Source organism: Streptomyces sp. NPDC003284, assembly GCF_053589675.1.
In genome coordinates, this window is record NZ_JBSFSI010000004.1 from 35348 (window position 1) to 61692 (window position 26345).

At 73.7% G+C, this 26345-nt stretch carries 27 protein-coding genes; 17 read left to right on the forward strand and 10 right to left on the reverse strand.

The window, feature by feature from the left end:
* Nucleotides 1-229 precede the first annotated feature (229 nt).
* Together ACWDYF_RS10195 and ACWDYF_RS10200 are read right to left on the reverse strand one after the other, a co-directional pair.
* Complete coding sequence (locus ACWDYF_RS10195) at nucleotides 230-958, reverse strand: SDR family oxidoreductase (RefSeq protein WP_389467478.1); 729 nt, start codon at nucleotides 956-958, stop codon at nucleotides 230-232.
* A gap of 166 nt (nucleotides 959-1124) precedes the next feature.
* Entirely contained in the window at nucleotides 1125-1310 is a 186-nt protein-coding gene (locus ACWDYF_RS10200) for a hypothetical protein (RefSeq protein ID WP_389467481.1), read from the reverse strand.
* Between the two features lie 465 nt (nucleotides 1311-1775).
* Between ACWDYF_RS10200 and ACWDYF_RS10205 the strand changes: the two genes are divergently transcribed.
* Nucleotides 1776-2039 carry a GlsB/YeaQ/YmgE family stress response membrane protein gene (locus ACWDYF_RS10205; RefSeq protein WP_018565933.1) on the forward strand — a complete coding sequence of 88 codons (264 nt, stop codon included), beginning with the start codon at nucleotides 1776-1778 and terminating at the stop codon, nucleotides 2037-2039.
* 221 nt (nucleotides 2040-2260) lie between these two features.
* Entirely contained in the window at nucleotides 2261-3427 is a 1167-nt protein-coding gene (locus ACWDYF_RS10210; RefSeq protein ID WP_389467484.1) for a PP2C family protein-serine/threonine phosphatase, read from the forward strand.
* Nucleotides 3428-3602: 175 nt separating this feature from the next.
* On the opposite strand, the gene ACWDYF_RS10215 is transcribed toward ACWDYF_RS10210, so the two are convergent.
* From ACWDYF_RS10215 to ACWDYF_RS10230, 4 genes are all read right to left on the reverse strand, one after another.
* Nucleotides 3603-4100 carry a MarR family winged helix-turn-helix transcriptional regulator gene (locus ACWDYF_RS10215; RefSeq protein WP_389467487.1) on the reverse strand — a complete coding sequence of 166 codons (498 nt, stop codon included), beginning with the start codon at nucleotides 4098-4100 and terminating at the stop codon, nucleotides 3603-3605.
* Between the two features lie 238 nt (nucleotides 4101-4338).
* Nucleotides 4339-4734, reverse strand: a complete 396-nt coding sequence (locus ACWDYF_RS10220; protein ID WP_389467490.1) for an STAS domain-containing protein — start codon at nucleotides 4732-4734, stop codon at nucleotides 4339-4341.
* 22 nt (nucleotides 4735-4756) lie between these two features.
* Nucleotides 4757-5866, reverse strand: a complete 1110-nt coding sequence (locus tag ACWDYF_RS10225; protein ID WP_389467492.1) for a cobalamin B12-binding domain-containing protein — start codon at nucleotides 5864-5866, stop codon at nucleotides 4757-4759.
* Nucleotides 5863-7455 (reverse strand): PP2C family protein-serine/threonine phosphatase, encoded by a 1593-nt coding sequence (locus tag ACWDYF_RS10230; RefSeq protein WP_389467495.1) that lies wholly within the window; start codon nucleotides 7453-7455, stop codon nucleotides 5863-5865. Before ACWDYF_RS10230 ends, ACWDYF_RS10225 begins: the two co-directional genes overlap by 4 nt.
* A 233-nt stretch (nucleotides 7456-7688) precedes the next feature.
* On the opposite strand from ACWDYF_RS10230, the gene ACWDYF_RS10235 reads away from it, so the two are divergent.
* Nucleotides 7689-8048, forward strand: a complete 360-nt coding sequence (locus ACWDYF_RS10235) for an STAS domain-containing protein (RefSeq protein ID WP_381736361.1) — start codon at nucleotides 7689-7691, stop codon at nucleotides 8046-8048.
* 189 nt (nucleotides 8049-8237) lie between these two features.
* Here ACWDYF_RS10235 and ACWDYF_RS10240 read toward each other — a convergent pair whose 3' ends face one another.
* The 3 genes from ACWDYF_RS10240 to ACWDYF_RS10250 form a co-directional block, all read right to left on the reverse strand.
* On the reverse strand, nucleotides 8238-9416 hold the full coding sequence (locus ACWDYF_RS10240) for an MAB_1171c family putative transporter (RefSeq protein ID WP_389467499.1): 1179 nt from the start codon (nucleotides 9414-9416) through the stop codon (nucleotides 8238-8240).
* A gap of 1 nt (nucleotide 9417) precedes the next feature.
* Nucleotides 9418-9924 (reverse strand): hypothetical protein, encoded by a 507-nt coding sequence (locus ACWDYF_RS10245; protein ID WP_234029274.1) that lies wholly within the window; start codon nucleotides 9922-9924, stop codon nucleotides 9418-9420.
* 148 nt (nucleotides 9925-10072) lie between these two features.
* Nucleotides 10073-10564, reverse strand: a complete 492-nt coding sequence (locus tag ACWDYF_RS10250; protein WP_389467502.1) for a hypothetical protein — start codon at nucleotides 10562-10564, stop codon at nucleotides 10073-10075.
* A gap of 823 nt (nucleotides 10565-11387) precedes the next feature.
* Between ACWDYF_RS10250 and ACWDYF_RS10255 the strand changes: the two genes are divergently transcribed.
* From ACWDYF_RS10255 to ACWDYF_RS10310, 12 genes are all read left to right on the forward strand, one after another.
* Nucleotides 11388-12608 carry a DegT/DnrJ/EryC1/StrS family aminotransferase gene (locus ACWDYF_RS10255; RefSeq protein WP_389467505.1) on the forward strand — a complete coding sequence of 407 codons (1221 nt, stop codon included), beginning with the start codon at nucleotides 11388-11390 and terminating at the stop codon, nucleotides 12606-12608.
* A gap of 576 nt (nucleotides 12609-13184) precedes the next feature.
* Nucleotides 13185-13382, forward strand: a complete 198-nt coding sequence (locus tag ACWDYF_RS10260) for a DNA methyltransferase (protein WP_381736503.1) — start codon at nucleotides 13185-13187, stop codon at nucleotides 13380-13382.
* Nucleotides 13382-14623, forward strand: coding sequence for an iron-containing alcohol dehydrogenase (locus tag ACWDYF_RS10265; protein ID WP_389467508.1), 1242 nt, complete (start codon nucleotides 13382-13384; stop codon nucleotides 14621-14623). Before ACWDYF_RS10260 ends, ACWDYF_RS10265 begins: the two co-directional genes overlap by 1 nt.
* A complete protein-coding gene (locus ACWDYF_RS10270; protein ID WP_381736367.1) occupies nucleotides 14620-15675 on the forward strand; it encodes a GHMP family kinase ATP-binding protein in 1056 nt (351 codons plus the stop codon). The genes ACWDYF_RS10265 and ACWDYF_RS10270 overlap by 4 nt, the downstream gene beginning before the upstream one ends.
* A gap of 119 nt (nucleotides 15676-15794) precedes the next feature.
* The gene (locus ACWDYF_RS10275) at nucleotides 15795-16583 is read left to right on the forward strand and encodes a glycosyltransferase (protein WP_389467511.1); all 789 of its coding nucleotides are present in this window, start codon (nucleotides 15795-15797) and stop codon (nucleotides 16581-16583) included.
* Between the two features lie 10 nt (nucleotides 16584-16593).
* Nucleotides 16594-17625, forward strand: coding sequence for a radical SAM protein (locus ACWDYF_RS10280; RefSeq protein ID WP_389467513.1), 1032 nt, complete (start codon nucleotides 16594-16596; stop codon nucleotides 17623-17625).
* Complete coding sequence (locus tag ACWDYF_RS10285; RefSeq protein WP_389467516.1) at nucleotides 17625-18551, forward strand: NAD-dependent epimerase/dehydratase family protein; 927 nt, start codon at nucleotides 17625-17627, stop codon at nucleotides 18549-18551. Before ACWDYF_RS10280 ends, ACWDYF_RS10285 begins: the two co-directional genes overlap by 1 nt.
* Nucleotides 18548-19681 (forward strand): DegT/DnrJ/EryC1/StrS family aminotransferase, encoded by a 1134-nt coding sequence (locus ACWDYF_RS10290; protein ID WP_389467521.1) that lies wholly within the window; start codon nucleotides 18548-18550, stop codon nucleotides 19679-19681. The genes ACWDYF_RS10285 and ACWDYF_RS10290 overlap by 4 nt, the downstream gene beginning before the upstream one ends.
* A 218-nt stretch (nucleotides 19682-19899) precedes the next feature.
* Nucleotides 19900-20676: a phytanoyl-CoA dioxygenase family protein gene (locus tag ACWDYF_RS10295; protein ID WP_451584273.1), complete on the forward strand. Its 777-nt coding sequence runs from the start codon at nucleotides 19900-19902 to the stop codon at nucleotides 20674-20676.
* Nucleotides 20677-20801: 125 nt separating this feature from the next.
* On the forward strand, nucleotides 20802-21398 hold the full coding sequence (locus tag ACWDYF_RS10300) for an SIS domain-containing protein (protein ID WP_389467525.1): 597 nt from the start codon (nucleotides 20802-20804) through the stop codon (nucleotides 21396-21398).
* Between the two features lie 98 nt (nucleotides 21399-21496).
* Nucleotides 21497-22516: a zinc-dependent alcohol dehydrogenase gene (locus ACWDYF_RS10305; RefSeq protein ID WP_018565913.1), complete on the forward strand. Its 1020-nt coding sequence runs from the start codon at nucleotides 21497-21499 to the stop codon at nucleotides 22514-22516.
* A gap of 3 nt (nucleotides 22517-22519) precedes the next feature.
* Nucleotides 22520-23383, forward strand: coding sequence for a galactose-1-phosphate uridylyltransferase (locus tag ACWDYF_RS10310; RefSeq protein WP_389467529.1), 864 nt, complete (start codon nucleotides 22520-22522; stop codon nucleotides 23381-23383).
* Between the two features lie 44 nt (nucleotides 23384-23427).
* On the opposite strand, the gene ACWDYF_RS10315 is transcribed toward ACWDYF_RS10310, so the two are convergent.
* Complete coding sequence (locus ACWDYF_RS10315; RefSeq protein ID WP_381736375.1) at nucleotides 23428-24564, reverse strand: glycosyltransferase family 4 protein; 1137 nt, start codon at nucleotides 24562-24564, stop codon at nucleotides 23428-23430.
* 137 nt (nucleotides 24565-24701) lie between these two features.
* Here ACWDYF_RS10315 and ACWDYF_RS10320 point away from each other — a divergent pair, with 137 nt between their 5' ends.
* Complete coding sequence (locus tag ACWDYF_RS10320; protein ID WP_389467532.1) at nucleotides 24702-25250, forward strand: D-glycero-alpha-D-manno-heptose-1,7-bisphosphate 7-phosphatase; 549 nt, start codon at nucleotides 24702-24704, stop codon at nucleotides 25248-25250.
* On the forward strand, nucleotides 25247-26212 hold the full coding sequence (gene galE, locus ACWDYF_RS10325) for a UDP-glucose 4-epimerase GalE (RefSeq protein ID WP_381736377.1): 966 nt from the start codon (nucleotides 25247-25249) through the stop codon (nucleotides 26210-26212). Before ACWDYF_RS10320 ends, galE begins: the two co-directional genes overlap by 4 nt.
* The last annotated feature ends 133 nt before the right edge of the window (nucleotides 26213-26345 follow it).

Below are 26345 nucleotides of genomic sequence, written 5' to 3' on the forward strand. Positions count from 1 at the left end.
TCACCTATCAGGGTGTGTCCGCTATCAGGGGGTGTCCGTCTGCTCGGCCTTCCGAGGCCGCTTGTTCTTGCGACTGTTCTTGCGACGCGACTCGTTCCTCACGGCGTATGCCTCAAGCACGCTCCGGACGTGCTCCTCCGCCGTCGCTGTATGCGGTGGCCGGTGAGGCGACGGAGAGCCGAGGAAGAGGTCAGGGTGGGGCCGTGCGTGACGGGGTCCGCGCCACGGATCACTGGGTGCTCGCGGCGGGCCGGACGACGATCTCGTTCACATCGGTGGCGGGCGGCCGGCCGACGGCGTAGGCGATGGCCTTCGCGATGGCGGAGGCGGGCAGTGCCTCGGCGCGGTAGGTCTTCATCGCGGCCCTCGCCTCCGGATCGCTGATGGCGTCGGCGAGTTCGGACTCGGTCACGCCCGGCGAGACCAGGGTGACCCGGATGCTGCCGTCGGACTCCTGGCGCAGTCCCTCCGAGATCGCCCGGACGGCGAACTTGGTGGCGCAGTAGACGGCCGCCGTGGGCGAGACCTCGTACGCTCCGACGGAGGCGATGTTCACGAAGTGGCCGCCGCCTTGGGAGCGCATCGCGGGCAGGGCGGCGGCGATGCCGTGGAGCACCCCTCGTACGTTCACGTCGATCATGCGGTCCCACTCGTCGGTCCGGAGAGCCTCCAGCGGCGACAGGGGCATCACTCCGGCGTTGTTGACGACGACGTCGATCCGGCCGTACTCGTCCAGCGCCGCGTCGACGAACGCCTGTGTGGCGGACGCGTCGGTCACGTCCAGGGTGCGGAAGGCGGCGGTGCCGCCCTCCTCCGTGATCTGCGCCGCCAGCCGCCGCAGGCGGTCGGTACGGCGCGCGCCGAGGAACACCCGGTGCCCGTCCGCCGCCAGACGGCGCGCGGCCGTGGCAGCGGACGACACGGCGACCAGGACACGCTGTGGCTGGGGGCGGCGCACCCGGCCACACGGTGGGTCTGCGGCGGGTGACTGTCACCCGCGTACGCCTGCACGGCCCGTACAGCGGCCGGTCCTGTCGGCGGCCCCCGCGCCCGGCGCGGAGGCCGCCATGAGCCGACGGTGCCTGCGGGAGGCGCCGGCCCGGGGAGTGCGGGTGGCTACGGAGTCAGTAGAGCACCCAGAGGGAGATACGCCCGTTGTTGTCGACGCAGGTGGCGTCCTGGTAGTGCTTCTTCGCCTCGGGGATGTCCGCCTGGCACGCCGCCATGTCGGGGTACATCTCGGGTCCACCCGCGATGTCGTGCCAACTGGCGGCGGAGGCGGAACCAGCCGTCAGCGGAATCGCGGCCACGGCGGCAACGGCAGCAAGCCCGTAGGTCATTCGCTTGCGCCACGACTTCATGCATCTCTCCTCGTGTGAAGGCCGGACCCGGGTCGGGTCCCTTCGTGTCAGCTCAACCGGTGCCCGAGGAACCACCGGGCAGTCCTCACTTCACAACACCGGCACCAGATCTCCCACCGGCACCAGATCTCCCACCGGCACCAGGTCTCCCACAGGCACCGTCGGGCGGCGAGCGGGGATGCCCTTCGGGGCCACGGCGGTGTCGCCCGGACGCAGGTGTCGGCCGTTGTGCGGTCGGCGAGCCGGTGGAAGCGCGCGGCCTGCGCAAGGAGTCCGCGGGCGTGTGGCCTGTTCAGGTTTCGACACGCGCCCCCTCAGCTCGGCATATCCCGCCTCGCAGGGGATATCAGGGAGTATGCCGAGAGCCCCCGGGGGCTCTCGACGTCGCCACACCAGAACGGAAGGAACACTCTCGTGGGCATCATCGCCTGGATCCTGATCGGCCTCATCGCGGGCGCCATCGCCAAGGCACTGACCCCTGGCAAGGACCCGGGCGGCTGCCTGGTGACGATCCTGATCGGCATCGTGGGCGGACTGCTCGGCGGCTGGCTGGGCAAGGTCATCTTCGGCGTCCACTCGATCAACGGCTTCTTCAGCCTCTCCACCTGGATCGCCGCGATCGTCGGTTCCGTGATCGTGCTGCTGGTCTACCGCCTGGTGACAGGCCGCTCGCGCTGACATCCGGTGCGATGACGAGGCAGGCGACGCCCACCGGCGTCGCCTGCCTCGTTTCGTGGGTCGACGGCCGGTGCGGCCCGGCCCACGCCGACCGGAGACGACCAGGGCAGGAAGTAGAATCGGACAGGCCGGGCGACGGCAGGCCATGACGCCTGACCGCGGGGATCGGTCAGTCACTGCCTGGGACAGCCGGTCCCGATGCGCAGGGAAAGCGGGATGGCGTGGACAGACTTACCGCCGTCGAGCATGCGCTGCGCGCGGCGATGCCGAACGCCCTGCTCGACATCGTCACGGTGGCTCTCATGGAGCACTACGGTGCCGTACGCGTCGAGTTGCGGCTGGCCGACTACAGCATGAGGTCGTTGCAGGCGGTCGAGACGGTGCCGTTCTCGACGGAGCCGGTCCTGATCCACAACAGCCCCCAGGGGCGGGCCTTCGGGGCCCAGGAACCTCACGTCGTCCCCGATCCCGACGGGCACGCGGTGACCGTGCACTTCCCGGTGACCATCCGGGGTGACCGCATGGGGGTGCTGTCCGTCACCCTGCCGGAGGACCGCTTCGTCCAGACACTGATCCCGGAGATGCAGCACATCTGCGACGTCCTGGGGCATGAGATCCTCGTCGCGGAGCGCGACACCGACCAGTATGTGCTGGCCAGGCGGGCCGCGCGCCTCACGCTGGCCGCCGAGATGCAGTGGCAGCTGCTGCCGGGGCGGGCCTGCTCCCGGCCCGAGTTCTCTCTCGGGGGCCACCTCGAACCCGCGTACTCGATCTTCGGGGACAACTTCGACTGGTCCGCCTCCGCCGACCATCTCACGCTGACCGTGACCAACGGCATGGGCGAGGGCATCCAGGCCGCTCTCCTGACCAACCTCGCCGTCAACGCCATGCGCAACGCCCGGCGTGCCGGACTCGGCCTGGCCGATCAGGCCCGCCTCGCCGACCAGGCCGTCTACGCGCAGTATCACGGTGCGGCCCACGTGTCGGTCCTGCTGCTGCGCTTCGATCTCGCGACCGGCGAGGTCCAGGCCGTGGACGCGGGGTCCCCCCGGCTCTGGCGGCTGAGGGGCAATCATGTGGACGCCATGTCGCTCGACGCCCAGTTGCCTCTCGGCATGTTCGAGGACACGCCCTACGAGTGCGAGTACTTCCAGGTACAGCCCGGCGACCGCCTTCTCATCGGCAGCGACGGTGTGTACGACACCCCGTCCTCCGCCGGTGAGAAGTACGGAGAGCGGGCCCTCGCGCGGGCGCTGACCGCCACCCGGCTGCTTCCCCCGCCCCAGGTGCCCGGAGCGGTGCTGCGCGAACTCGCGGCCTACCGGGGAGAGACACCGCTGGACGACGACGCGCTGGTCGTCTGCCTCGACTGGAACGGGCGGCCCTGAGCCCGGGATGTGCGGAGCGGCGGCGAGCGTGACGCGTCGGGCCCGGTGGTCCGGGCGGCCACCGCCGGATCCGGACCCGTGCGCCCACCGCCGCGGCCGACGCTCCGAGCAGGGTCCGCGGGTCGGCCGCGACGCACGGGCGGGCGGTCTCAGCCGGGGTGACCCGCCCGGTGCCTCAGGCTGTCCTGTCGGCCCGGTCGGTGCGGCGGACCGGCGCGATGTCCTCCGCCGAGTCGCGGAAGGCCGACAGCCCCTTGAGCAGGGCAACCCGGGACGAGCGGGGCATGGCCTCGATCACGGACCGCAGCACCTCTTCACGCTGTGCCCTGAGCTCACGCAGATACGTCTCGCCCCGCTTGGTCAGGTGGAGCGTCAGCTCTCTTCGGCTGACGGGGCTCGGGGTCCGCTCGACGAAGCCGAGCGCCTGGAGCCGGTCGCACAGACGGCTGACGGACGGCGCGGAGGAGCCGAGCAGCTCGCCCAGCGTGCGCAGGTTGATGCCGTCCTGCCGCTCGAGGCTGTAGAGCACCCGCAGTTGCGAGGAAGACACCGGAGTGACCTGGACGGCGTCGCGGCCACGCTCCCACAGCACTTCGAGGAGCTCGATGATCTCACAGGCCGCTTCGGCCGCTTCCCTGGACGGAGGCGAGGGGGAGGTGGCTTGTGGGTTCATGGCGTGGAGCACTCCGTTGGGATGTCATCCCCGTCTCACAGGTCGAACCGGCTGGACTCGCCCCGCTTCCAGGGTCTGGTGTTGCGTCCCGCCCTCTGCTCCCGCAGCCTGACAGCCGCACACTCGTGGCCGCAACATCCGGAGCACAGGTCAACCCTATCCTCCCACGGGCACCGTCCCACCGGTGACTGCGCGCCCCGGCCGGGCACTTCACGCGCTCGTCCCGCCACGCGAGCCGCTAGGTGCCCGAGTCCCCCGTCTCGATCGCCGGTTCCGGGTCGGCGGGCAGGTGGGCCGGGGAAGCGCCCGTGAGGTACTCGTAGGTGCCCGTGATCCGAAGGAGCCGCTCCAGTCGCGGACCCGTCCGGTCCAGCCGGAAGCCGAGGCCGGCCTCGTGGGTGTCGCGGTGGAGCTGCAACAGGACGGCCAGGCCGGCGGAGTCGGCCGTGGCCACCTCCCGGCAGTCCAGCCGCAGTCCGCGTACGCCGTCACAGCCGCGCAGGGCTTCCCGGATCTCGTCGAGTACGTCGTCTCCGGTCTCGTGGTCCAGGTCGCCGACGAGAGCCAGGCACAGTGTGTCCGGGTCGGTGGAGGGCAGGATCCGCAGGAAAGCTGCGTCAGGGGTGGTGGGCACGGGTCGATTCCAACGTCCGGGGTCAGCAGTGGGCGGCCAGCTCGGCGCGCGCGGTGCCGAGGAGGCCGCGGGCGCGAGGAAAGTCGTGGAGTTGTTCGGTGAGCAGGTCGAGGCCCGGCAGCAGGGAGCGGGCCGGGACACCGCGGGCGGTGAGCACGTCGGCGGTCCAGGCGAGGAAGCCGGTGAAGATGTCGGCGTCGTCCACATAGAGGGCGGCGGCCAGGAAGTCGACGATGTGGGCGAGGTCCTCGGCCGTGCGTTCGCGTTGCTCGTCGTCGTAGTCGCGCATCGCGGGGAACCGCTCTTCCAGGCGGTGGAGGGTCTCGCGTACGAGGCTGCGCGCGGAGCGGGTGACCATGGTGTATTCCTGGTCCGCCAGGTGCGGCAGGTCGTCGACGGCCTGGTGCGGCGGCCGGGGCCCGGTCAGGGGTCCGGCAGCGAGCCGGTCGGCGGCGGTCCGGGCTTCGGGCGCCCAGGCGTCGGCGCCGAGGCGGTGGGCGCGGCGGCCGTCGGTGCCGAAGGCGAGACCGCCGACCATGACCGGCGTACCGACGGCCTGCACGGCGGTGATCGCCGCGTGTGCCAGGGGCAGGCGGGTGGGCAGGGCGGCCGACAGGCACACGGCGGTCGCCCCGCTGCGGTGGATCTGGCTGACCAGGTGCGCGGTGGGCACCTGGGCCCCGAGGTAGCTGACCTGCCAGCCGCGCAGGCGCAGCGTCTCGGCGAGCAGGCGTGCGGGGAGCGCGTGCCATTCCTTGTCCACGCAGGCGACGGTCAGCGTGCCGCGCGGGGTGGCCGGGCGCGGCATGGGGAGGGCGGCGATGACGCGGTCGTTGATGGCGGTGGCGGCGTGCTCGTCGGCGACGCTCATCCGGTTGGCGGCCCATTCGGCGCCCACCTTGTGCTGGACGGCGCCGATGACGTCCAGCAGAACCGTCTCCGCCGTCAGCCCGGCCTCCAGGCAGTTGTGGATCACATCGACGGCCGAGTACTCGTCCGCCGCCCGGACGGCCGTCCAGAGCTTGTCCGTCCATTCCACGGCCCGCTCGTCACGGTCGGGGGAGGCGAGGCGGGCTCCGACGCGGTGGCGGGCGCTCTCCCCGTCGCGGCCGGGGCGGGAGGTGGCCGTCATGTGGTGTACCTGCCTCGCGTCGTTCCGTCCACGGCGCTGAGGTGCGCTCCGCGGGGTGCGGTGATGGCCAGGACGGCGATGTCGTCGTGGCGCCCGTCCCCGATCCACTCGTCGGCGAGCATCTGGACACGCTCGACGACCGCCGCGGCGGGGATGCCGGCGCATTCGGCCAGGGCTCGCTTCAGGCGCTGTTCACCGAACATGGTGCCGCCGAGAGGCCCTCCCTTGGCCTCGGTGACGCCGTCGGTGTAGAGCAGGCAGGTCTCGCCCGGGGCGAGCCGTACATGGGCGGTGCGGGAGCTGATCGTCGGCATGGCCCCGATCAGGGTGCCCCCGGTGTCGGCTTCCTCCACCCGGCCGTCCCGGCGCACGATCAGCGGCGCGGGGTGGCCTGCCGACGTCAGCCGCACCAGCACATCGCGGTCCTCGCGGCGTACGGAGGCGAGCACGAGTGTGGCGAAGCGCACCCGTTCGCTGCCGCGCATGGCGTTGTTGAGCAGCCGCAGCATCCGCGCGTGGTCGTCGGCCATCGGCAGCAGGGCGTGCAGCGTGTTGCGGATCTTGCCCGTGAGGACGGCGGCCTCCAGGCCCTTGCCCGCCACGTCTCCCAGGACGGCGAGGGTCTCGGGGCACTCCTCGCCGGGCGGGTGGACGTCGTAGAAGTCGCCGCCGATCCGGTCGGTGTCCACGCTGGCCCGGTAACCTCCGGCGAACTCGACTCCCTCCACGTGCCGCGGTGTGGGCGGGAGGAGAGCGCGTACGAGGGTGTCCGCGACGGCGTTCTGCTCGGCGTACAGCCGCGCGGCCGACATCGCCGCACCCGCGCGGGCGGCGAACAGCCCGGCGAACGCCTCCTCCGACTCGGTGAAGGCGGCCTCCTCCGCCCGGCGCAGCAGGATCAGCGCACCCGCCGGTACTCCGTGTCCGGGAAGGGGGGTGATGGCCAGTGACCCGACCGGACCGAGGCCCTCGGGGATGAGCCAGTCCGGGGCGGTGGCGGGATCTATCCAGCGTGAGGGCACCGGCGGGAAGCCGCGCAGCGCCTCGGCGAGTCCCGGTACGTCCTCGGGTTTGCTGGACACGGTGACCCGGGTGAGGCGCCCCTGCTGGTCGCAGACGACCACCGGCAGCTTGCGCGCTCTGCTCGGGGCGATGACGAGTGCGGCGTCGGCCAGATGCGCGGCGGCCAGTCTCGCGGTGACCTCCATGCACCGGTCCAGGTTCAGCGAAGCCAGCAGCGCGCTGGAGGCTTCCGCCAGGAACCGGGTGCGCTCCCGCTCCGTGGCGAGTTCCGCCGCCACCGCCCGGTGGGCGGTCTCGTCCACCAGCCACCACGCCGTCCCGCCGTCGGCGAGGCCGGTCCTCTGCGCCGAGAAGTAGCGGTCGCCCACCTCGCCGCCGACGTCGCCGGGTTCCGCGGCGTGCTGTGCGGAGGCGAGCCAGGGCGGCGAGGACAGCGGCTCATGGACGCGCGTGGCGGGAAACAGGGCTGAGGCGGCGTCGTTGAGCTCCACGACCCGCCCGGTGCGATCCACGACCACCACCGGGTAAGGGGCAGTTGCCGGACTCGCCGCGCCGACGGTGTTCATACCGGTACTCTCCGGGAGAGCAGTCATGGAACAGGGCCCTCCACGTGGCCCTTCACCTCACATCACGCGTATGCATCACTTGCCGGACGACAACTATTCCGCAATCCTGGCATCCGGGCAACCCGCCCCGGCGCCCGGGTGGGTACCCACGAGCGTCCGTCGCATTCCCCGGGACCGGCTTCACCCCGGGGCTGCCTTGGAGCCAGGACGGAGGTGCTGGCAGAGTGCAGAGCATGAGCGACGAACAGCTGGTCACAGTCAGGGCAACCGAGCGGGCGTTCGTGGTGGCGGCCTCCGGGGAGATCGACGTCGACACGGTCAACGAGCTCCATGAGGCCATGGCTCAGGCGTGGCGGGCGAATGTCGCGGTGACGGTGGTGGACCTGTCGCAGACCGAGTTCGCCGACTCAAGTCTCCTGAACCTGCTCCTGGAAGCCCACCAGAGATACGCGGCCGAGGGGCGGCTGCTGGCTGTGGCGGGCCCCTTCCATCCGAACGTGACACGCCTGTTCAAGGTCACCGGCACCGCGGACTACCTGCCGCTCGCCGCGACCATGGACCTGGCTGTCCAGCGGGCGGAGTCCCGCCCCTGAGCCACGCGGTCCGGCGGCGGTCGGCCCGGCCGGCTCCCGCTGGCCCCCTCCCCCATACCCGTGCGGCACGCATACCCGTGCGGCACGGTTCGGGTGCCGGTGACGGTCTCGGTGTCCGAGGTGTCCTGGGTGTCCTGGGTGTCCGGGGTGTCCGGGGTGTCCGGCCCGTCGAGCTGACGCGACTCGGGCTCAGGCGGTGCGTCGGCCGTCGTCCTTCCCGGGTGCGGCGCCGGACCGGAACAGGCGGAGGGCCGGGCAGTGGTGAGCGGCGTGGAGCAGGAAGGCGACCTCGGCGGTCACGGCCGTCGCGCCGTCGCCCGCCGGGCCGGTGCGGGGCGCGGCGGGTGGGGCGAAGCGGGGTTGCTGGGCGCAGCCTCCGCCGAGCAGGCAGGCGGGCCGGTCGACCTCGTCGCTGTCGGGCGGGTCGGCCGGTCGGCGCTGCGGGCAGTCGAGGGCGGCCGGTCCGGCGCGGTCCCGGAGCACCAGCACCGCGTCCCGGGTCTCGATCACCTTGCGGTAGGCGAGGAAGCGCCAGTGGGAGGGCGGGGCCAGCAGTTCGGCGCAGCGGGAGGGGTAGCGGTCGAGCACCACCTGGGGCGATGCCCGGACCAGTTCGTGCCAGAGCGGCCACAACCGCCACAGGGCGCGGGCGTCGGCGGCGGCCCGGCGGGCCGCGCCGAGCAGGGGGACGAGCAGTGCGGCACCGCGCAGCACCGCGTGCAGCCCGATGACCAGCCGCAGCGCCGCGCCTTCGCCGGGCAGCGACGCGGGGGTCAGGACCGCGGCGAGGCGCCCGGCCCAGTAGATGCCCGCGCAGACCGCTCCGGCGCCGAAGAGTCCGAGGCTCAGGCCGAGTCCCCGGTCGGCCGTCCGGCGGCCGTGGCGGAGACAGAGCGTCGCGCAGGCGGCGTTGGCCGCGAGGTGGATGCCGCCCAGGACCAGCCAGTAGAGCGCCGAGTGGGTGACCCGGAGCACGCCGTCCACCAGCGTGGGCCCGCGGGAGCGTTCGGCGAGCACCAGGGCCGACAGCACCGCGAGGGCGATCGGGGCGCCGGCCCGTACCGCGGTGCGCAGCCGGGGCTTGTCCGCCGCCCGCGCCACGAAGAGCAGGACGGCACCGGCCGAGAGGACTCCGGCGGCGTTCCTGACCAGGGGCAGGGCCCAGCGCGCGCCGTACGGGCCGGAGGCGTGCCGGACGAACGGCAGGTCGAGCACCATGGCGACGGCGGCCAGGGCCACGCCGCCCCACAGCAGGCGCTGCCGGGGGCGGCGGACGGCGCCCGGCAGGCTGGAGAGGACCGCGGCGACCAGGAATCCGGTGGTCAGCGGCTGGTACCAGAGGAGCCAGAGGGGCAGGTGCGCCCTCATGTCAGGGCCACATTCCGGTGGCTTCCCGCAGCCGGTCCAGCACCTCGTCCGGGCGGCGGGCGGGGGCCTCGCCGTCGAGCCGGAGCATGGTGGCGAGGGTCTCGGCCTCGCGCTCCTGCGGGGTGGAGTAGTCGGCGCGGGGCATCAGCCGGCGGACGAGTCGCCGGTCCAGGTCGGGCAGCAGCCGCTCGGCGGCCGCTCCGCCGGGGACGATGCGGTGGTGGTCCAGGAGTATGTGGGCCAGTTCGTGGAGCACGATGTGTTCCTGGTGGAGCCGTCCGGTGCGCTGCTCGTAGAAGATGTGGTCGGCGGCCTCGGTGCCGAGCCACAGCCCGCAGGTACCCGCCGCCGCGGCGGCGGCCGGGAGCGGGTGGAGGTGCAGGGGCCGGCCGCGCCGCTCGGCGACCTGCTCACAGAGCTCCGGCACGGAGAAGGGCCGGGGCAGCCGGAGTCCGGCCATGGCGGCCTCGCACCGGCGGCGGCGTAATCGGGTGTCGCACATGGACATCTGCTCTCCTGCGAGGCGGGGCCGGGGCGGCGGGGGAACGCGCGCGTGACGGAGTCCGGCGGGGGCGGCGACGGGCCGGGCGGAGGGCCGTCGGGCGCGGAGTGCGGCCACGGGCCGCCGCGGGGCCCGGGGGGGGTGTGATGGTGGGCTACGCCCCTGGACCTCCCTGCTCCGGGGGTGGCCCGGCGGAGTCGTCGACCGGCATGTTCTGTACTTTCCGTGCCTCGTTGACCATGGTCAGCAGGGCGTCCAGGGTGGCGGGTGACAGTCCGTCGGCGCGCAGCGCGAGGTTGCGCACCCGGGTGTCCCGCAGGGCGGCGGCGAGCTGGAGCTGTGTGTCGACGCGGGCGGCCACCTCGTCGTCCACGAAGTAGCCGGCCGGTACGCCGAAGTAGTCCGCCAGCACGCCGACCTGATCGAGCGTCACATTGCGCTTGCGCCCGGTGGCGAGCTCCCAGAGGTAGGTGCCGGAGATGGCCCGGCCGGTCTTCTCGGAGATGTCCCGGGCCAGCCGCGCGTAGCCGGGGCGCTTGCGCTCACCGGCGTAGCAGACGGTGATCAGCCGGGCCAGCCGTTCGCCGAACCCGCCGGGCACCGGCCGGTCCGGCGCCGGTCTCGCCGTGTCGTGCTCGCTGCTCATCCAGCACCCCTGTCCGTGTCTTCGGCGGCCCGGGTGTGTCGGGCGGTCCGGGCGGCCGAAGGGGTCCGGGCCCGGAACGCCGGGCCGGGCGCCCTGGTCCAGTCAAACAGCCGTCCGTGTCGGCTGACAACAGGCAACTGCCAGCGGAACTTGGCCACTTCGCGGGCGAGCGATCGAACCCGGCCACCGGGGGCCGGGCGGGTGCCGGACGTGCACCGGGCCACCGGAACGACTTCCACCGGTCAGGACGCGTACCGGGCCGGGTCGTCCGGCGTCCGCCATAGCGGACGCCGAGAGGCCGGATGCGCGGAGAACCGGTCATCCGCCGGGCGCGGCTTGACATGCCCACCAATCGCTGGCGTACGGTTACGGGACTCGACAACCGCTACAGCGGACACACCGGCCACTCCTCGCGGTCGGCGGCACCGGCCGGACTCCGGTCGGGCGCACCACGGTCGCGTCCCGTGTCCCCTCCGGTCCCGTCCCGCTCCGTCCCCCGTTCCGCCGCTCTCCCGTGCGATCCGTCCCGGTTTCCCACCGGCTTCCCGTCCCTCGCCTCCGGCACGCCCCCGACCGGCCGTCCCCCGGCCCTCCCGGCCGGATCCCTCATGTGTTCCACCCCGGGCGCACGTGTTCCACTCCGGGCGCATGTGTTCCGCCCCGGGCGCGCCCCTCGGGCCCGTGCCCGCCACGGGTCCGTCCCGCCGCCCCGCGAACGGCACCCGGCGGCCCGGCCCGGTGTTCCGGCGTTCCTCCCGGCGTCACCCCGATCCCCGGCACGTTCCCCGGCTGTACGGCCGGAGGACCCCATCGGAGGTTCTTGATGACCGACGCACAGCCATGGCCGGCCTGGCCGGTGCACACTCCCGACACCGAACGGCGGCTGCTCGACGTGGTGCGGTCCGGCCGCTGGGCGGTCAGCGGCGCGTTCACCGGACGGCCGTCGTACGAGCAGGAGTTCGCCGACGCCTTCGCCCGGTTCATCGGCGTCCCCCACGCGGTGCCCATGTGCAACGGGTCGGCGGCGCTGACCGTCGCGCTGGAGGCGCTGGGGGTGCGGGCCGGTGACGAGGTGCTGGTACCGGGCCTGACCTGGGTGGCGTGTGCCTCGGCGGTGCTCCGGACAGGAGCCGTACCGGTCCTGGTGGACATCTCCCCGCAGACGCTGTGCCTGTCGGTGGAGGCAGCGGCGGCGGCGGTCACACCGCGCACCCGGGCCGTCATGGCGGTCCATCTGCACGGTTCCGCCGTCGACATGGACGCGCTCACCGCGCTGGCGCGCCGCCACGGTCTCGCCGTGCTGGAGGACTGTTCGCACGTCCACGGCGCGTCCTGGCGGGACCGGCGGCTGGGGTCGCTGGGCGACGCGGCGGCCTTCAGTCTCCAGCAGACCAAGCTGCTCACCGGTGGCGAGGGCGGGGTGGCCACCACGTCCGATCCGGCCGTCCACGAACTGCTCTACCGCAAGCGGGCGGACGGCCGGGGGCCCCGGCCGGACGCGCCCGTCGGCGAGCTGCAACTGGCCGAACACCCCGGCGTGCAGGGCTACAACTACTGCATGAGCGAGTTCGGCGCGGCGGTGGCGCTGGACGGTCTGGGCAGGCTGGCCGAGGAGAACGCCCGCCGCCGCCGGTCGATGCGGCGGCTGGAGGAACTGCTCGCCGGCTTCGACGGGGCGGCACCGCTCTCCCGCCCGGAGGCGGTCACCGAGGACGCCGCCTACCAGGTCTGCGTCCGGCTGGACCCGGACGTCTTCGGTCCGGCCGCCAAGCACACCGTGGCCGCGGCCCTGACCCGGGAGCTGGGCGTGCACGTGGAACCGATCGACTCGGCGCTGAACCGGAACGACCTGTACCAGCCGCTGGCTTCGGTGTGGGCCACCGGCGACCGGCGGCGCGAGCTGGATCCGGCGCGGTTCCGGCTGCCGGTGGCGGAGGCGGCCGGGGAGAACGCGGTGGTCCTGCCGCACCGGATGTTCCTCGCGGAGCCCGAGCGGATGGGCGAGATCGTCGCGGCGCTGGAGAAGGCGAGAGCCGCATCGTGACGGCTCCGGCCGAGGCCGACTGTCCTGGGCCGTCCGGTCCGGACGGCGGAACCCGGGGCGGGCCGTCCGGATGCGGCCGAACCGTCCGGACCCTCCGGCCCCGCTGGTCCTTTCGGCCCCTCTGGTCCCTCCGGCCCGTGCCCCGTCCCGACGAGCCCGTACCCCGTCCTGACGAGAGAGAGGTCCGGCGATGAGTCTCCGCACCGAGGCCGAGTCCCCGGCGCGCCCCGTGGCGTCGACCGCGCAGGGGACGCTCTTCCACGGCGACGCCACGGTCTTCCTCCGTGCGCTGCCCGAGCGGAGTGTGCGTCTGGTGGTCACCTCCCCCTGGTTCACCGGGCCCCGTGCACCGTCGTCGCAGGACCCGACCGGCCCCGCCTTCGGCGACCGGCTCGACCACCACCTGGCCGAGACGGAGCGGGTCCTGCTCCCGGACGGCAGTGTGGTGCTGGAGACCGGGGGCGCCTGGGCGCGGGACCGCCCCGTGCGCACCGTCCAGCCCGGACTGCTGGAGGTGAACGAGGAGTACGAGGAGCGCCGGTTCAACCGGCTGCACGACTGCGTGACCACCTGGTTCTGGCTCTCCCGGTCGCCGCCCCGCTCTACTTCATCCGCCTGCTCACCGAGGAGGGCGAGCACGTCGTGGATCCCTTCGCGGGGATCGGCTCCACCGCTCTGGCGGCCGAGAAGTCCGGCCGCAGGTGGTCCTGCGACGACATCTCGGCAGCGGCGATCAGCATCGCGAAGCAGCGCATCGACACCTTCCGGAAGTGATGGCGATGGACTTACAGGCACGTGAACCAGCGGCCGCGGCGGACGCCGCCGCGGCACCACCGCTTCCCCCGGGACTGCGGGAACGCTCCTTCGACATCGCGGGGAAGCGGGTCCGGGTCGTCCTGGGCGAGCACATCGGGGCGGAGATGGCCGCCGCGCTGGCCGAACTGGACGCCGACCGGTTCGTGGTGGTGACCGACGCCACGGTGGCGGAGCTGGCCGCCGGGGCGCTGGTGGAACGGCTGGAGCGCACCACCCCGACCCTGCTCCTCTCGCACCCGCCCGGTGAGGAGTTCAAGAACCTGGCCACCCTCTCCCGGTTCGTCGACCTGGCCCTGGACTTCGGGGTGACCCGGCGTTCGGTGGTGGTGGCGGTCGGCGGCGGCATCCCGGGGAACATCGCCGGTGTACTGGCCGGACTGCTCTTCCGGGGGCTGCGGCTGGTCCATGTGCCGACCACCGTGATCGCCGCCTGCGACTCGGTGCTCTCGGTCAAGCAGGCCGTGAACACCGGGCACGCCAAGAACACCGTCGGCCTCTACCACATCCCCGAGGCCGTCCTGGTCGATCTCGCCGTGGTGGCCACCGGCTCACCGCGCGACCTGCGGTCGGGCACGTGCGAGACGGTGAAGAACGCGCTCGCCATCGAGCCCGCGCAGATTCCCCGGCTGCGGCGCCTGCTGCGCCGGGAGGCCGACTACTCCCCCGCCGACCTGGGCGAGATCTTCGAGCTGAGCCTGGCCGTGAAGGGCCGGCTGCTGCGGGAGGACCCGTACGAGAAGCACGCGGGCGTCCTGCTGGAGTACGGGCACACGGTCGGCCACGCCCTGGAGCTGGCCGGGGCCGGGCGCGGGCCCGGCGGCGGCGACATGGTCAAGCACGGTGAGGCGGTGGCCCTCGGCATGACCGCCGCCGCGGACGTCGCCCACCGGGCCGGGCTGCTGGACGCGGAGGGCCTCGCCGTCCACGAGGAACTGGTCGACCGCATCGGGATCTGCCGCTGTCTGACGGTGGGCATCGCGCCCGAGACCGTGCTGCACCACATCGCGTACGACAACAAGCGCGGCTACCGCTCGTGCGACGGGTCCGAGGTGGCCATGGTGCTGCTGCGGGCGGTCGGGGCTCCGCTCAACGCCGAGCAGCGGTATCTGACCCCGGTGCCGCAGACCCTGGTGACCGCCGCCGTGCACGACCTGCTGCGCCGGGGCAAGGAGTGCACCGCCGGGCACGGTCCGTCATGACCGGCCTCACGTCCCGGCTGCCTGAGCCGGCCCTCGCGGCGTCGGCGGCCCACCCGCCGGACGGACCGGCCGTGGTGACGGTCCGCTCGCCGCTGCGCATCTCGCTGGCGGGCGGCGGCACCGACCTGCCGAGCTACTCCTCCCGGTACGGCGGGCTGGTCGTCGGCTGCGCCATCGACCGCTACGTGGGGGTGACGCTCTTCCCGCGTGACTTCCGGGGCCGGCTGCGGACCGCGGTCGACACCACCGTCGAGTGCGACCGCGCCGGGAACCACCCCCATCCCATGGTCCGGGCCTGTCTGCTGCGGGCCGGGCTGGACGAGGGCTGCCAGCTCGCCTCCTTCAGCGACGCGCCCAGCGGCAGCGGGCTCGGTGGTTCGGCCGCCTTCGCCGTCTCGGTGCTGCACGCGGCGGCCCCCGGGGCGTCCGCGCGGACGCTCGCCGAGACGGCCGCCGCGGTGGAGATCGACGACCTCGGGCGGGCGGTGGGCAAGCAGGACCACTATCTGGCGGCGTACGGCGGCATCCGGCTGCTGCGCTTCCACCGCTCCGGACGGGTCGACCCCCAGCCGCTGGAGCTGCCCGCGGCGGTACGGGCCGGCCTGGAGGCCCGGCTGCTGCTCTTCTACTCCGGCACCAGCCGGGACGCGGGTGCGGTGCTGGCCGAGCAGAACGAGCGCACCCGCAGCGGCAACGACGACGCGCTGCGGCGGCTGCACGCCATCCGGTCGATCGCCGACGAGATGGTGAGCGCGCTGGAGCGGCGCGACCTGTCGGCGATCGGACACCTGGTCAACGAGCACTGGTCGCTGAAGTCCGGGCTCGGTTCGCGCATCAGCAGCCCGCGTCTCCAGGCGCTGCACGACCGGGCGCGGGAGGCGGGGGCGAGCGGGGCCAAGCTGCTCGGGTCGGGCGGCGGCGGCTTCCTGCTGCTGGTGTGCCCGCCGGAGCGGCACGCGGAGGTACGCCGGTCGATGGCCGCGGCGGGCCTGCGGGAGCTGCCGTTCCGGCTGGCCGAGGGCGGTACCCGGGCGATCCGGATGCCGCTGTGAGCGCCGCCGGAGCCCCGCCCCCGGCGGCGGAGCACGGGCCTGGGGCACCCGGTCCGGGGGCGGGTGCGGTGGCCGGGCCCGCGGGGTCCGCGGCGGTGGCTCCCGGGCGGCGTACGCCCGTGGCGGTCACCGTGGTCACCCTCACCCGCACCCGGCCGGCGCTGCTGGCGCGGGCGCTGGCCAGCGCGCAGACCCAGTCCCCGCCCGGCGGCTTCGAGCACCTCGTGGTGGCGGACGACTGCGACGAGACCCACGCCCTGCTGCGCGGCCGCGAACTACCGGGGAACGTGCGCTGGTTGCTGGCCGGACGGGGGCCCGGCGAGGTCTCCGGTCCGGGCCGCTCCTCGCGGCTGCGCAACATGGCCGTCCGGATCAGCGAGAGTCCCTGGATCACTTTCCTGGACGACGACAACGAGTGGGAGCCGGACCATCTGACGAGCCTGCTGGAGTGCGCCCGCCGGACCGGGCACCGCGCGGTCCACTCCCAGCTCAGGATGTTCCACCCGGACGGCACGCCCTACCTGGACCAGCTCGACCCGTGGACGGCCGACGAGGAGGCCGCCCGCGCCGAGTACGCGCGGATGCGGGCCAGGGGCGTGGTGGCGCCCGGCACCTGCGTCCGCCGGGACCGGCTCGACCCCCTGGACACGCCGGACCCGGTGGTCTCGGTGGACACCGGCGAGTGGCTGCTCGCCCGGGAGCTGCTGCTGCGGCTGCCGTTCCGGGACGACTTCGACGCGGCCGACGAGGCCGCGAGGACCGGCGAGGACGACAAGCTCGCCGCCGATCTGCGCCGGGCCCGGGAGCCGGTCTCCTGCACCGGCCTGCCCACACTCCGCTACTACCTGGGGGGCTACTCCAACAACTTCGCCTCCGCTTTCGACCCGACGTTCTCCTGGCAGGCATGAGGTACCTCCGATGAGTTACGACCTCGTCGACGGGAAGGTCGTCAGCCCCGAGGGCTGCGAGCTGAACGTCGCACACCACTGCAACCTCGGCTGCGCGTCGTGCAGTCATCTCTCGCCGGTCTTCCGCCGGTCGCTGATCGCGACGGAGACCGCCGCGCGCGATCTGTCCCTGCTGGCCCGTTCGTTCCGCGCCCGGTTCGTCAAGGTGCTGGGCGGGGAGCCGCTGCTCCATCCCGAACTGGTGCCGCTGCTCGGCCTGGTACGCGACTCCGGGATCGCCCCGCACACCACGGTCTGCACCAACGGGTTGCTGCTGCCGAGGATGCGCGACGACTTCTGGGCGGCGGTGGACGAGGTGGAGATCTCGGTCTACCCCGACCGGGAGCTGCCGGAGGAGAAGATGGCCGGGGTGCGGGCGTACGCCGACAAGCACGGCGTCCGGCTCACCCTGGCGTACTACTCCCACTTCCGGTACTCGTACGCGGAGCGCGGCACCGAGGACGACGGGCTGGTCCGGCACATCTACGACACCTGTCAGATCGCCCATGTCTGGCGCTGTCACACGCTGTACGAGGGCCACTTCTTCAAGTGCCCGCAGTCGGTCTTCCTGCCGCAGGTGCTGGCGGGGGCCGGGGACCCGATGGCGGACGGGCTGCGGCTCAGCGACGCACCGGACTTCCCCGAGCAGTTGCTCGCCTACCTCCGCTCGCCGAAGCCGCTGCGGGCCTGCCGCAACTGCCTGGGCAGCGCCGGGATGCGCATGCCGCACCAGCAGCGCAACCGCCGCACCTTCCGGGAGCTCCAGGACCACAGCTCGGAGGAGCTGACCGACCGTCAGTTCCTGCGGCTGCTGGACGAACGGCCGGACGCCGACGACGGATGCGCCGTCGAGGACCGGGACGCGTGGCGGGAGCGGCTGGCCGAACAGCCGCCCGCGGCGGTGGCCGCGTCCGCGCACACCGGGGCCGGCCGGTCCGCCCCGTCCGACGCGTCGGGCCGCCGTGCCCGGCCCGCCCGCCACGCCCAGGAAGAGAGGTTCTGATGCGCTGTCTGGTCACCGGCGGCTCAGGGTTCATCGGCCGCCATGTCGCCCGCCGTTTCCACGAGGACGGCCACGAGGTCCTGGTGCTGGACACCCGGTGGACGCCGGGCGATCCGTTTCCCGGGGAAGCCGCCAGCGTCACCGACGAGCACCGGCTGCGCGAGCTGTTCGCCGACTGGCGCCCCGACGTCGTGGCGCACCTGGCGGGCATGGCGGACGCCCGTGCGGTGCTGGCCCAGCCGGTGGCGGCCATGGACGCCAATGTCACCGGCACCGCCGCGGTGCTCGCCGCCGGCGCGGCGTCCGGGGTGTCCCGGGTGGTGATCGCCGGGAGCTGCTGGGTCTACAACGCCATGCCGGTCAACGCCGTGGACGAGGACGAGCCCTTCCTCCCCACGGGTGCGGGCCACTTCTACACCACCACCATGATCGCCAAGGAGCTGCTCGCCCGGGACTTCGCCCGGCTGCACGGACTGGAGTCCACGGTGCTGCGCTACAGCCCCGTCTACGGTCCGGGCATGTGGCCGGGCCTGGTCGTCTCCGCGTTCCTCCGGGCGGCGGCGGCCGGCGGGCCGCTCACCGTCTTCGGGGACGGCGAGGAGCGGCGGGCCTTCCTGCACGTGCACGACCTGGCCGAGGCGTTCCTCCGGGCCACCGCGCCGGTCGCGGCCGGCCAGGTCTACAACCTGGAGGGCCCCGAGATCATCACCACCGGTGAACTGGCCCGCAAGGTGTCCGAGTTGTTCGGTGGCGTGCCGGTGGAACACCGCGAGGAGCCGACGCGCCGGGGCGAACTGGTCTACTCCCAGCGGTTCGTCTCCACCGACAAGGTCCGCAGGGACCTCGGCTGGACCCCGGGAATCGGGATCGACGAGGGGCTGCGCACCCAACTGGCCGCGATGCGCGAGGAGGTGGCGGCCGGATGAGCGCCCCGCGTGTGGTTCCGGTCCGGCCGGACTTCTCGGCCGGGGACGTCGAGGAGATCCTCGGCGCGATCCGCACCAGCCTGGAGACCGGCATGCTCGCCCAGGGGGAGCAGGTGGCGGCCTTCGAGCGGGAGACCGCCGCCGCCACCGGGGCGCGCCACGCGGTGGCGACCGGCACCGGCACCGGCGCCCTGGTCTGCGGGCTGCGGGCACTGGCGGCCCGGGGCGAGGGCGAGGTGCTGGTACCGGCCAACTCCTTCTACTCCTCGGCCGCCGCGCCGCTGCTCGCCGGGCTGCGCACCCGGCTGGTGGACGTGGAGCCGGACACCCTGGCGCCCTCCGTCCGGACACTGCGGGAGGCCGTCACTCCCGGCACGGTGGGGGTGCTCACGGTGCACCTGGGCGGTCTGATCAGCCCGGAGCTGCCGGAGGTGGCCGCCTGGTGCGCCGAGCGGGGACTGTGGCTGTACGAGGACTGCGCGCACGCCCACGGCAGCCGGCTGGACGGCAGGCACGCCGGCCGCTTCGGGGTGGCGGGCGCCTTCTCGTACTTCGCCACCAAGGTCATCACGGCCGCCGAGGGCGGCATGGTCGTCACCGACGACGACGAACTGGCCGCCGCGGTACGGCTCCACCGCAATCTCGGCAAGCCCGAGGAGTGGCGCAGCCATCACACCGTGCTGGGGGAGAACGCCCGGATGAGCGAGCTGCACGCGGCCGTCGGCCGGGCCCAGCTCCGCCGGCTGGACGAGTTCCTCGCGGTGCGCGAGCGGCTGGCCCGGCGGTACACGGCGGGGCTCGCGCACCTCCCGGGGCTGACCCCGGTGCTGCCCCGGCAGACGGCGGCGAGCTGGTACAAGTACGTCGTCCTGCTCGACCCCGGCACCGACCGGGCCGCGCTGCGCGCCGCGCTGGCCGAGGCGGGTGTGCGGCTGGGCGGCGAGATCTACGAGAAGCCGCTGGACGCCCAGCCGGTCTTCGAGTCCCTGCTGCCGCCCGGCCGCCATCCGGTGGCGGACGACCTCTGCGCCCGGCACATCTGTCTGCCGCTGCACACCCGGATGACGGAGGAGGACGTCGACCTGGTGCTCTCCGTGCTCCCGGACGCGCTGAAGGCGGCCACCGGCTGACGCCGGTCCCGTCCGGCCCCGCACCACCGGGCCGGACGGGCACCCGGCGGTGCCGCAGGTGGCGTGCCCGGCGGGGCCACCGCCCGGCCGCCGGGCCACCGCCGCCCCGTATCCCGTGCTCCGTGCCCCGTACCCCGTGCCTCGTCCGCCGATCCGATCGATCCCCCGCCTCGCCGGGCCGTCCGGCCGGGGCCCGACGCCTCCGAGAGGTGACTGACGTGCCCGCGCTCACCCATGAGCAGCTGTACATCTTCGACACCACCGGGTTCCTGGTGATTCCCGGGGTCTTCGGCTCCGGGGAGGTGGAGTCCTTCCGCTCCGAGCTGGAGCGGCTGGACACCGTGGACCCCGGCTTCCCGCGCACCCGCCGCTATCCGGATCTGCCGGCCGCCAGCCCGGTCTTCGCGCGACTGGCCCTGGACGACCGGCTGGTGGCCCCGGTGCGGGACGTGGTCAACCAGCCGCTGCGGCTGCTGGAGGGGTACGGACTGCGCCGTACCAAGGACAGCGTGCTCTATCTGCACGGCGGCAACGCGGAGCTGCTGGACCTCGGTGACCGGCAGGTGGGCCGGGACCTGTCGATCACCCACACGTACCACGACGGCAGGCTCTACTGCCCCTACGTCAAGGCCCTCGTCTACCTCAGCGACATCCGGTCACCGGAGGACGGCTCCTTCTGCTACGTGCAGGGCTCGCACAAGGCCAACTTCCCCCTGCTGCGGGAGCGCGCCGAGCGGGGGGAGGACACCTCCCTGGTGGACTCCGGATTCCCCACCCTCACCGATGTGTTCGTCCGCTCCGGGGACGTCCTGCTGCTCAACGAGGCGCTGATGCACGGCACCCGGCGCAAGCTCACCGAGGGAGACCGGCTGCTGACCGCCTTCGGCTACGGTCCCACCTTCTTCACCCAATGGCGCGAACTGGACGGAGAGACGGCGGATCTCCGGGGCTCGGGCTATGTCGACCACGACGTGGAGGAGGACTTCGTCCCCTGAGTCTCCTCCCGGCTCCCGCCCGTCCCTTCCTGGCTTCCGTCCGTCCTTCCCGGCTTCCGTCCGTCCCTTCCCGGCTTCCGTCCGCGCCCACCGAACCCACCAGAACAGGTCTGGGGAACACACCGATGACACAGGATTCCTTCGCCCCCGCCGTCCGCCCCGGACGGGACGTGTGGGACGAGTACCTCGCCACCGCGGGACCGCTGCTCGGCTCGATGGGCGCCCAGGTGCGGTCGCTCATCAGCGAACTCGACACGGTGCGCCACGAGGGCTCGACCGTCTACCTGGCCGGCAACGGCGGCAGCGCGTCCGCCGCCTCGCACCTGGCCCAGGACCTGCTGAAGGGCGCCTACGACGGCGGCCGCCCGCTGCGGTCGGTCGCCCTCACCGACAACCTCTCCATGCTCACGGCGTACGCCAACGACTGCGGCTACGACCGGGTGTTCGTGGAGCCCCTGGCACATCTGGCCGCCCCCGCCGACCGGTTGCTGGTGATCAGCTGCTCCGGCACCAGCGCCAATGTGGTCGCCGCCGCCGAGTGGGCCCGCCGGGCGGGGCTGCGGGTCATCGCCGTCACCGCGGGCGACGGCGGGCGGCTGCGCGACCTCGCCGACGTGGAGGTCAACGCGCCTACCAAGGACGTGGGGCTGGCCGAGGCGATGCACAGCCTCGTCTTCCACTTCGTCACCCAGTGTCTGCGGGACGGCACGGGCGAGCGGTGAACCGGCCGGACCGCGAAGGGACGGGACGGGGACGCCCCCGGGTGTCCCCGTCCCACGAACGGCCCGGGTCAGCCCACGAGGAAAGGCAGGCACAGCCCATGCGCGCTGCGGTACTGAACGGACCGCGGGACATCACCGTGACGGAGGTGCCCGGACCCCGGCTGCCCGAGGGCTGGGCGCTGGTCCGGGTCGCCTACAACTCGATCTGCGGCAGCGACGTCTCGCTCTACAACAACGCCTGGCACGGCACCGCCTTCCCGGCCGTGCCGGGCCACGAGTGGAGCGGTGTGGTCGAGCAGGCGCCGCCCGGCCAGGTGGTACCGGGCGACCGGGTGGTGGCCGATCTCACGCTGAGCTGCGGGCAGTGCCGTTGGTGCCGGCGCTCCCAGCCGGTGATGTGCCCGGGGCTGCGCGAGTTCGGCTTCACCGACCCGGGCGGCTGCGCCGAGTACGTCGCGGTCCCGGCCGCCAACCTGGTGCGGCTGCCGCCGGACGCCGACCTGCTGGCCGCCACCCAGGCGGAGCCGCTCGCGGTGGCCCTGCACGCGCTCTCCCGGGTGCGTCTCGCGCCCGGGGAGACCGTCGCGGTGCTGGGCTGCGGCGGGATCGGGCTGACCCTGCTCCAGGCCGCCCAGGCGGCCGGGGCGCAGGTGGTGCTGGCGGTGGACCCGCTGCCCGGCCGGGCCAAGACGGCCGGGCTGCTCGGGGCCGGTGCCGCGCTCGGCACCCCCGAGGAGGTGGCCGACTGGATCGCGGACGCCGGGCCGGACGGGCTGCCCGACGTCGTGCTGGAGGCGAGCGGCGAGCCCGACGCGATCCGTACGGCCACGGCGCTCGTCGCCCCGGGCGGGCGGGTGGCCCTGGTCGGCTACCGGGTGGGACGGCAGGTGGAACTGGAGTCGGCCCGCTGGCCGCTGAAGCTCATGGAGACGGTCGGGACGATGGGACCGGGCCGCTTCATGGGCACGGCCGCCGCGCTGGTCGCCCGCGGTGTCCTGCGCACCGACCTGGTCGTCACCGACGTGCTGGACCTGGCGGCGGCGGACGAGGCGTTCCGGCTGGCCGACGCGCCGGGGCCGGACACGATCCGGGTCGCGGTGCGGGCGGACGGGGCCTAGCCGGTGGAGACGGTCCGCACCCGGGTGGACCCGCTGACCGGGGCCCGGGTGGTGGTGGCCGGGCACCGGCAGCGGCGCCCCCGCACCCGGTCCGAGGACTGCCCGTTCTGCCCCGGCGGTCTGGAGGCGCCCGAGCCCTACCGGGTGCGGCGCTTCCCCAACCGGTGGCCCGCCCTGGGCGAGGGGCGCTGCGAGGTGCTGCTGTACTCGCCGGAACACCGGGCCTCCTGGGCGACCATGGAGCAGGCGCAGGCGGAGCGGGTGGTGGAGCTGTGGCGGGAGTGCGCCCGGGAGCTCGGGGCGCGTCCGGACGTCGGCTATGTGCTGCTCTTCGAGAACCGGGGGGCGGACGCCGGGGCGACCGTGGACCATCCGCACGGTCAGGCGTTCGGGCTCGCCGAGCCGCCGCCGACGGCGAGGGCGCAGCTGGACCGGGACGGCGGGGACTGTCCGCTGTGCGCGCCGCCGGCCGCCGGTCTGGTGGTGGCGCGGACCGGCGGCTGGACGGCCTGGGTGCCGGAGGCTCCGCTCTACCCGTACGCCCTCCGTCTTGCCCCGGCCCGCCATCTGCCGGACCTCGGGGCGTGCGGGCCGGCCGACCGGCGCGCGCTGGCCTCGCTGCTGGTCTCGGTGGCGGGCCGGGTGGAGCGCTTCTTCGGCGGCCCGGCACCGTACTTCCTCTGGGCGCACCAGCGCCCGGTGGACGGCGGTGACTGGCCGTCGGCCCATCTGTATCTGGAGATCAACGTGGTGTGGCGGGCGCCGGGGGTCCCGCGCTATGTCGCCGCCGGGGAACTGGGCAGCGGCATCTTCTTCACCCCGCAGGAGCCCGAGGTCACCGCGCGCCGGCTGCGGGAGGCGCGGTGAGCGCGCCGCGCCCGGACCGGCGGGCTCCGGGCGCGGGCGCCCGGTCAGGCGGCCAGTTCCTCGAACTGGTCGACCAGCAGGGCGATCGGGTCCGGCGGCATCTGCTCGCGGACCGCCTCGGCCGCCCGCCGGCCGATCGCCGGCCATTCGGCGCGCCGCTGCCAGGCCCGCTCCAGGGCCTCGTCCAGGCAGGCGGCGACCGGCCCGGCGGCGACGAAGCCGGTCTCCCCGTCGGTGAGCAGTTCGGCGTTGCCCGCCACATCGCTCACGACGACCGGACGGCCGCAGAGCATCGCCTCGATGATCACGGTGGGCAGTCCCTCGGCGCGGGAGCAGAGCACCAGGGCGTGATGGGTGCGCCAGACGTCCTCGATGTCCTTGACGTACCCGGCGAACTCCACGTTGCGCAGGTCCAGCCGGTCCCGCAGGGCGCGGAGCACCTGCTCGTACTCGCCCGCGCCGTAGAGCGAGAGGGTGACGGGGCGCGCCCGCCACTTCGGCATCGCCAGCACGTCGAAGAGCACGTCGTGGCCCTTGCTGTTGGGGTCGAGCCGGGCCAGGCAGGCGAGCCGTACCGGGGTGTCACCGGCCGGCCAGGGCGGCGCGGCGGTGTAGTCGACCTTGAAGTGGCAGCGCACCACCCGGGCGTTGGGCAGGGCCTCGCCCACCTGGCGCTCGGTCAGCTCGCGGTTGCTCTCGGAGACGAAGAAGGAGGCGCGGGCGCCGTGGTAGCCGGCGGCCAGCCGCCGTGCCACGTCGTCGGTGCACCACTCGTACTCCGAGGCGGAGTTGGCGTAGGCGACGTAGGGGTAGCCGAGCCGGGCGCACTCCTCCAGCCAGCCGAGTCCCTCGTAGTTGTCGCCCTGGGACACCACCACGAAGTCCGGCCGCACCTGGTGCAGGGTGCTGGTCCGCCGCTCGGACCAGGGCAGTTCGGCGATGGGCCGGGCGTCGAACGGCGGCAGGTCCCAGCGGCGGTGGACGACGCAGCCGGCCTGTTCCAGGGCGGCGAGTTCGCCGGGCACCTCCTCCCAGCCCTTGACGCTGGCGTGGACCTCCGCGCCCCGCCGCAGCCACTCGGCGGCGGCGAGGGCCCAGTTGGTCTCGCTGGGGCCCCAGGGCGCCGACTCGTTGGCGGATACGAAGAGCACGCGCGGACGCGCGGATGCGGTGTCGCTCATGTGCGTGACCACCTCGGGAAAATGCGGCCGAACTGCCGCGACCAATTCCGGGACGGCATTCGGAAAGACCCGCGCCGAATTCCCGGAGAGACAGCATCGAAGGTAACAGTGAATCGGTTCACGAGGAAGTACGGAGAATGCCGAGAACACGAGGGGGAAAAAGTCAGGCCACATTTTTCCTCGACCGGGACGGAACAGTGAACGCCGCCCCGCCGCCGGGTCTTTATGTGACGCGTCCCGAGGAGTTGCGGCTGCTGCCGGGCGCCGCGGAGGCGGTACGGACACTGAACCGGCGCGGCCACCGGGTGGTGGTGGTGACCAATCAGCGGGGGGTGGCGCGGGGCCTGGTGACCCCGGTGGAGCTGGCCGCGGTCGAGCGGAGGCTGGCCGAATTGCTCGGGGCCGAGGGCGCGCACTGGGACGGTTACTACGTCTGTCCGCACGCGGCGGACTCCTGCCGGTGCCGCAAGCCGCGTCCGGGACTGCTGGAGGCCGCCGCCCGGGACCTGCCCCGGCTCTCCCTGCCGGACGCGGTGATGATCGGCGACAGCGAGACGGATGTGGGGGCCGGCCGCGCGGCCGGCTGCCGCACGGTGCGGCTGGCGCCGCCGGGCACACCGTCGGCGGCGGACCGGGTGGTGGCGGATCTGGGGTCCGCCGTACGGATACTGACGGAGGGAGAGTGACGATGCGGCTCCTGGTGACGGGCGGCGCGGGGTACATCGGCAGTGTGGTGGCGCGGCGGCTGCTGGACGAGGGCCACCGGGTGGTGGTCGTGGACGACCTGTCGAGCGGCTTCGCCGACGCCGTGCCGCGGGGCGCGGAGTTCGTGCGCGGTGACATGGCGGCGGCGGCCGGGATCCTGGCCGGACCCGACCGCTTCGACGGGGTGGTGCATCTGGCGGCGCGCTCGCTGATCGACGACTCGGTGCGCCGGCCGGAGCGCTACTGGCACGGCAACACCCAGCAGTCGCTGGTGCTGCTGGACGGCATGCTGGCCGCCGGGGTGGGCCGGATCGTCTTCTCCTCCACGGCGGCGACGTACGGGCAGCCGGAGCGGGTGCCGATCCCGGAGGACGCCCCGACCCGGCCCACCAATCCGTACGGCGCCTCCAAGCTGGCGGTGGACGGGGCGCTGGCCGACTACGCGCGGGCGCACGGTCTCGCCGCGGTGAGCCTGCGCTACTTCAACGTCGCCGGGGCGGTCGGCCGCCACGGGGAGCGCCACGAGCCGGAGACGCACCTCCTGCCGCTCGCCCTGGCCGCGGCGCAGGGCCGGGGGCCGGAGCTGCGGCTGAACGGCGACGACTATCCGACCCGGGACGGCACCTGCGTACGGGACTTCATCCATGTCGCGGACGTCGCGGACGCGCATCTGGCGGCGCTGGCCGGGGCGGTGAGCGGCACGCACCGGATCTACAACCTGGGCAACGGCCGGGGGTTCACCGTGCTGGAGGTGCTGGAGGCGGTGGCCCGGGTCACCGGGCGGCGGGTGCCGTTCCGCCGGGCGGAGCGCCGGCCGGGAGATCCGGCGACGCTGGTGGCCTCCGCCGAGCGGATCCACGCCGAGCTGGGGTGGAAGCCCGGCCGCCCCACCCTGGAGGAGATGATCGAGGATGCCAGGGCCTTCCACGCCCGCCGCCGCTGAGCGCCCGCCGCCGGTCCTGCCCCGCGGGCCGGTCCGCGCCGGGCTCGTGCGTACCGGGCTCGTGCGTTCGCGGGGGCTCGCGGCCTCCGGGCGGGGGCCGCCCGGGGCCGGGGGCGGCGCCGGGCGGCCCCGG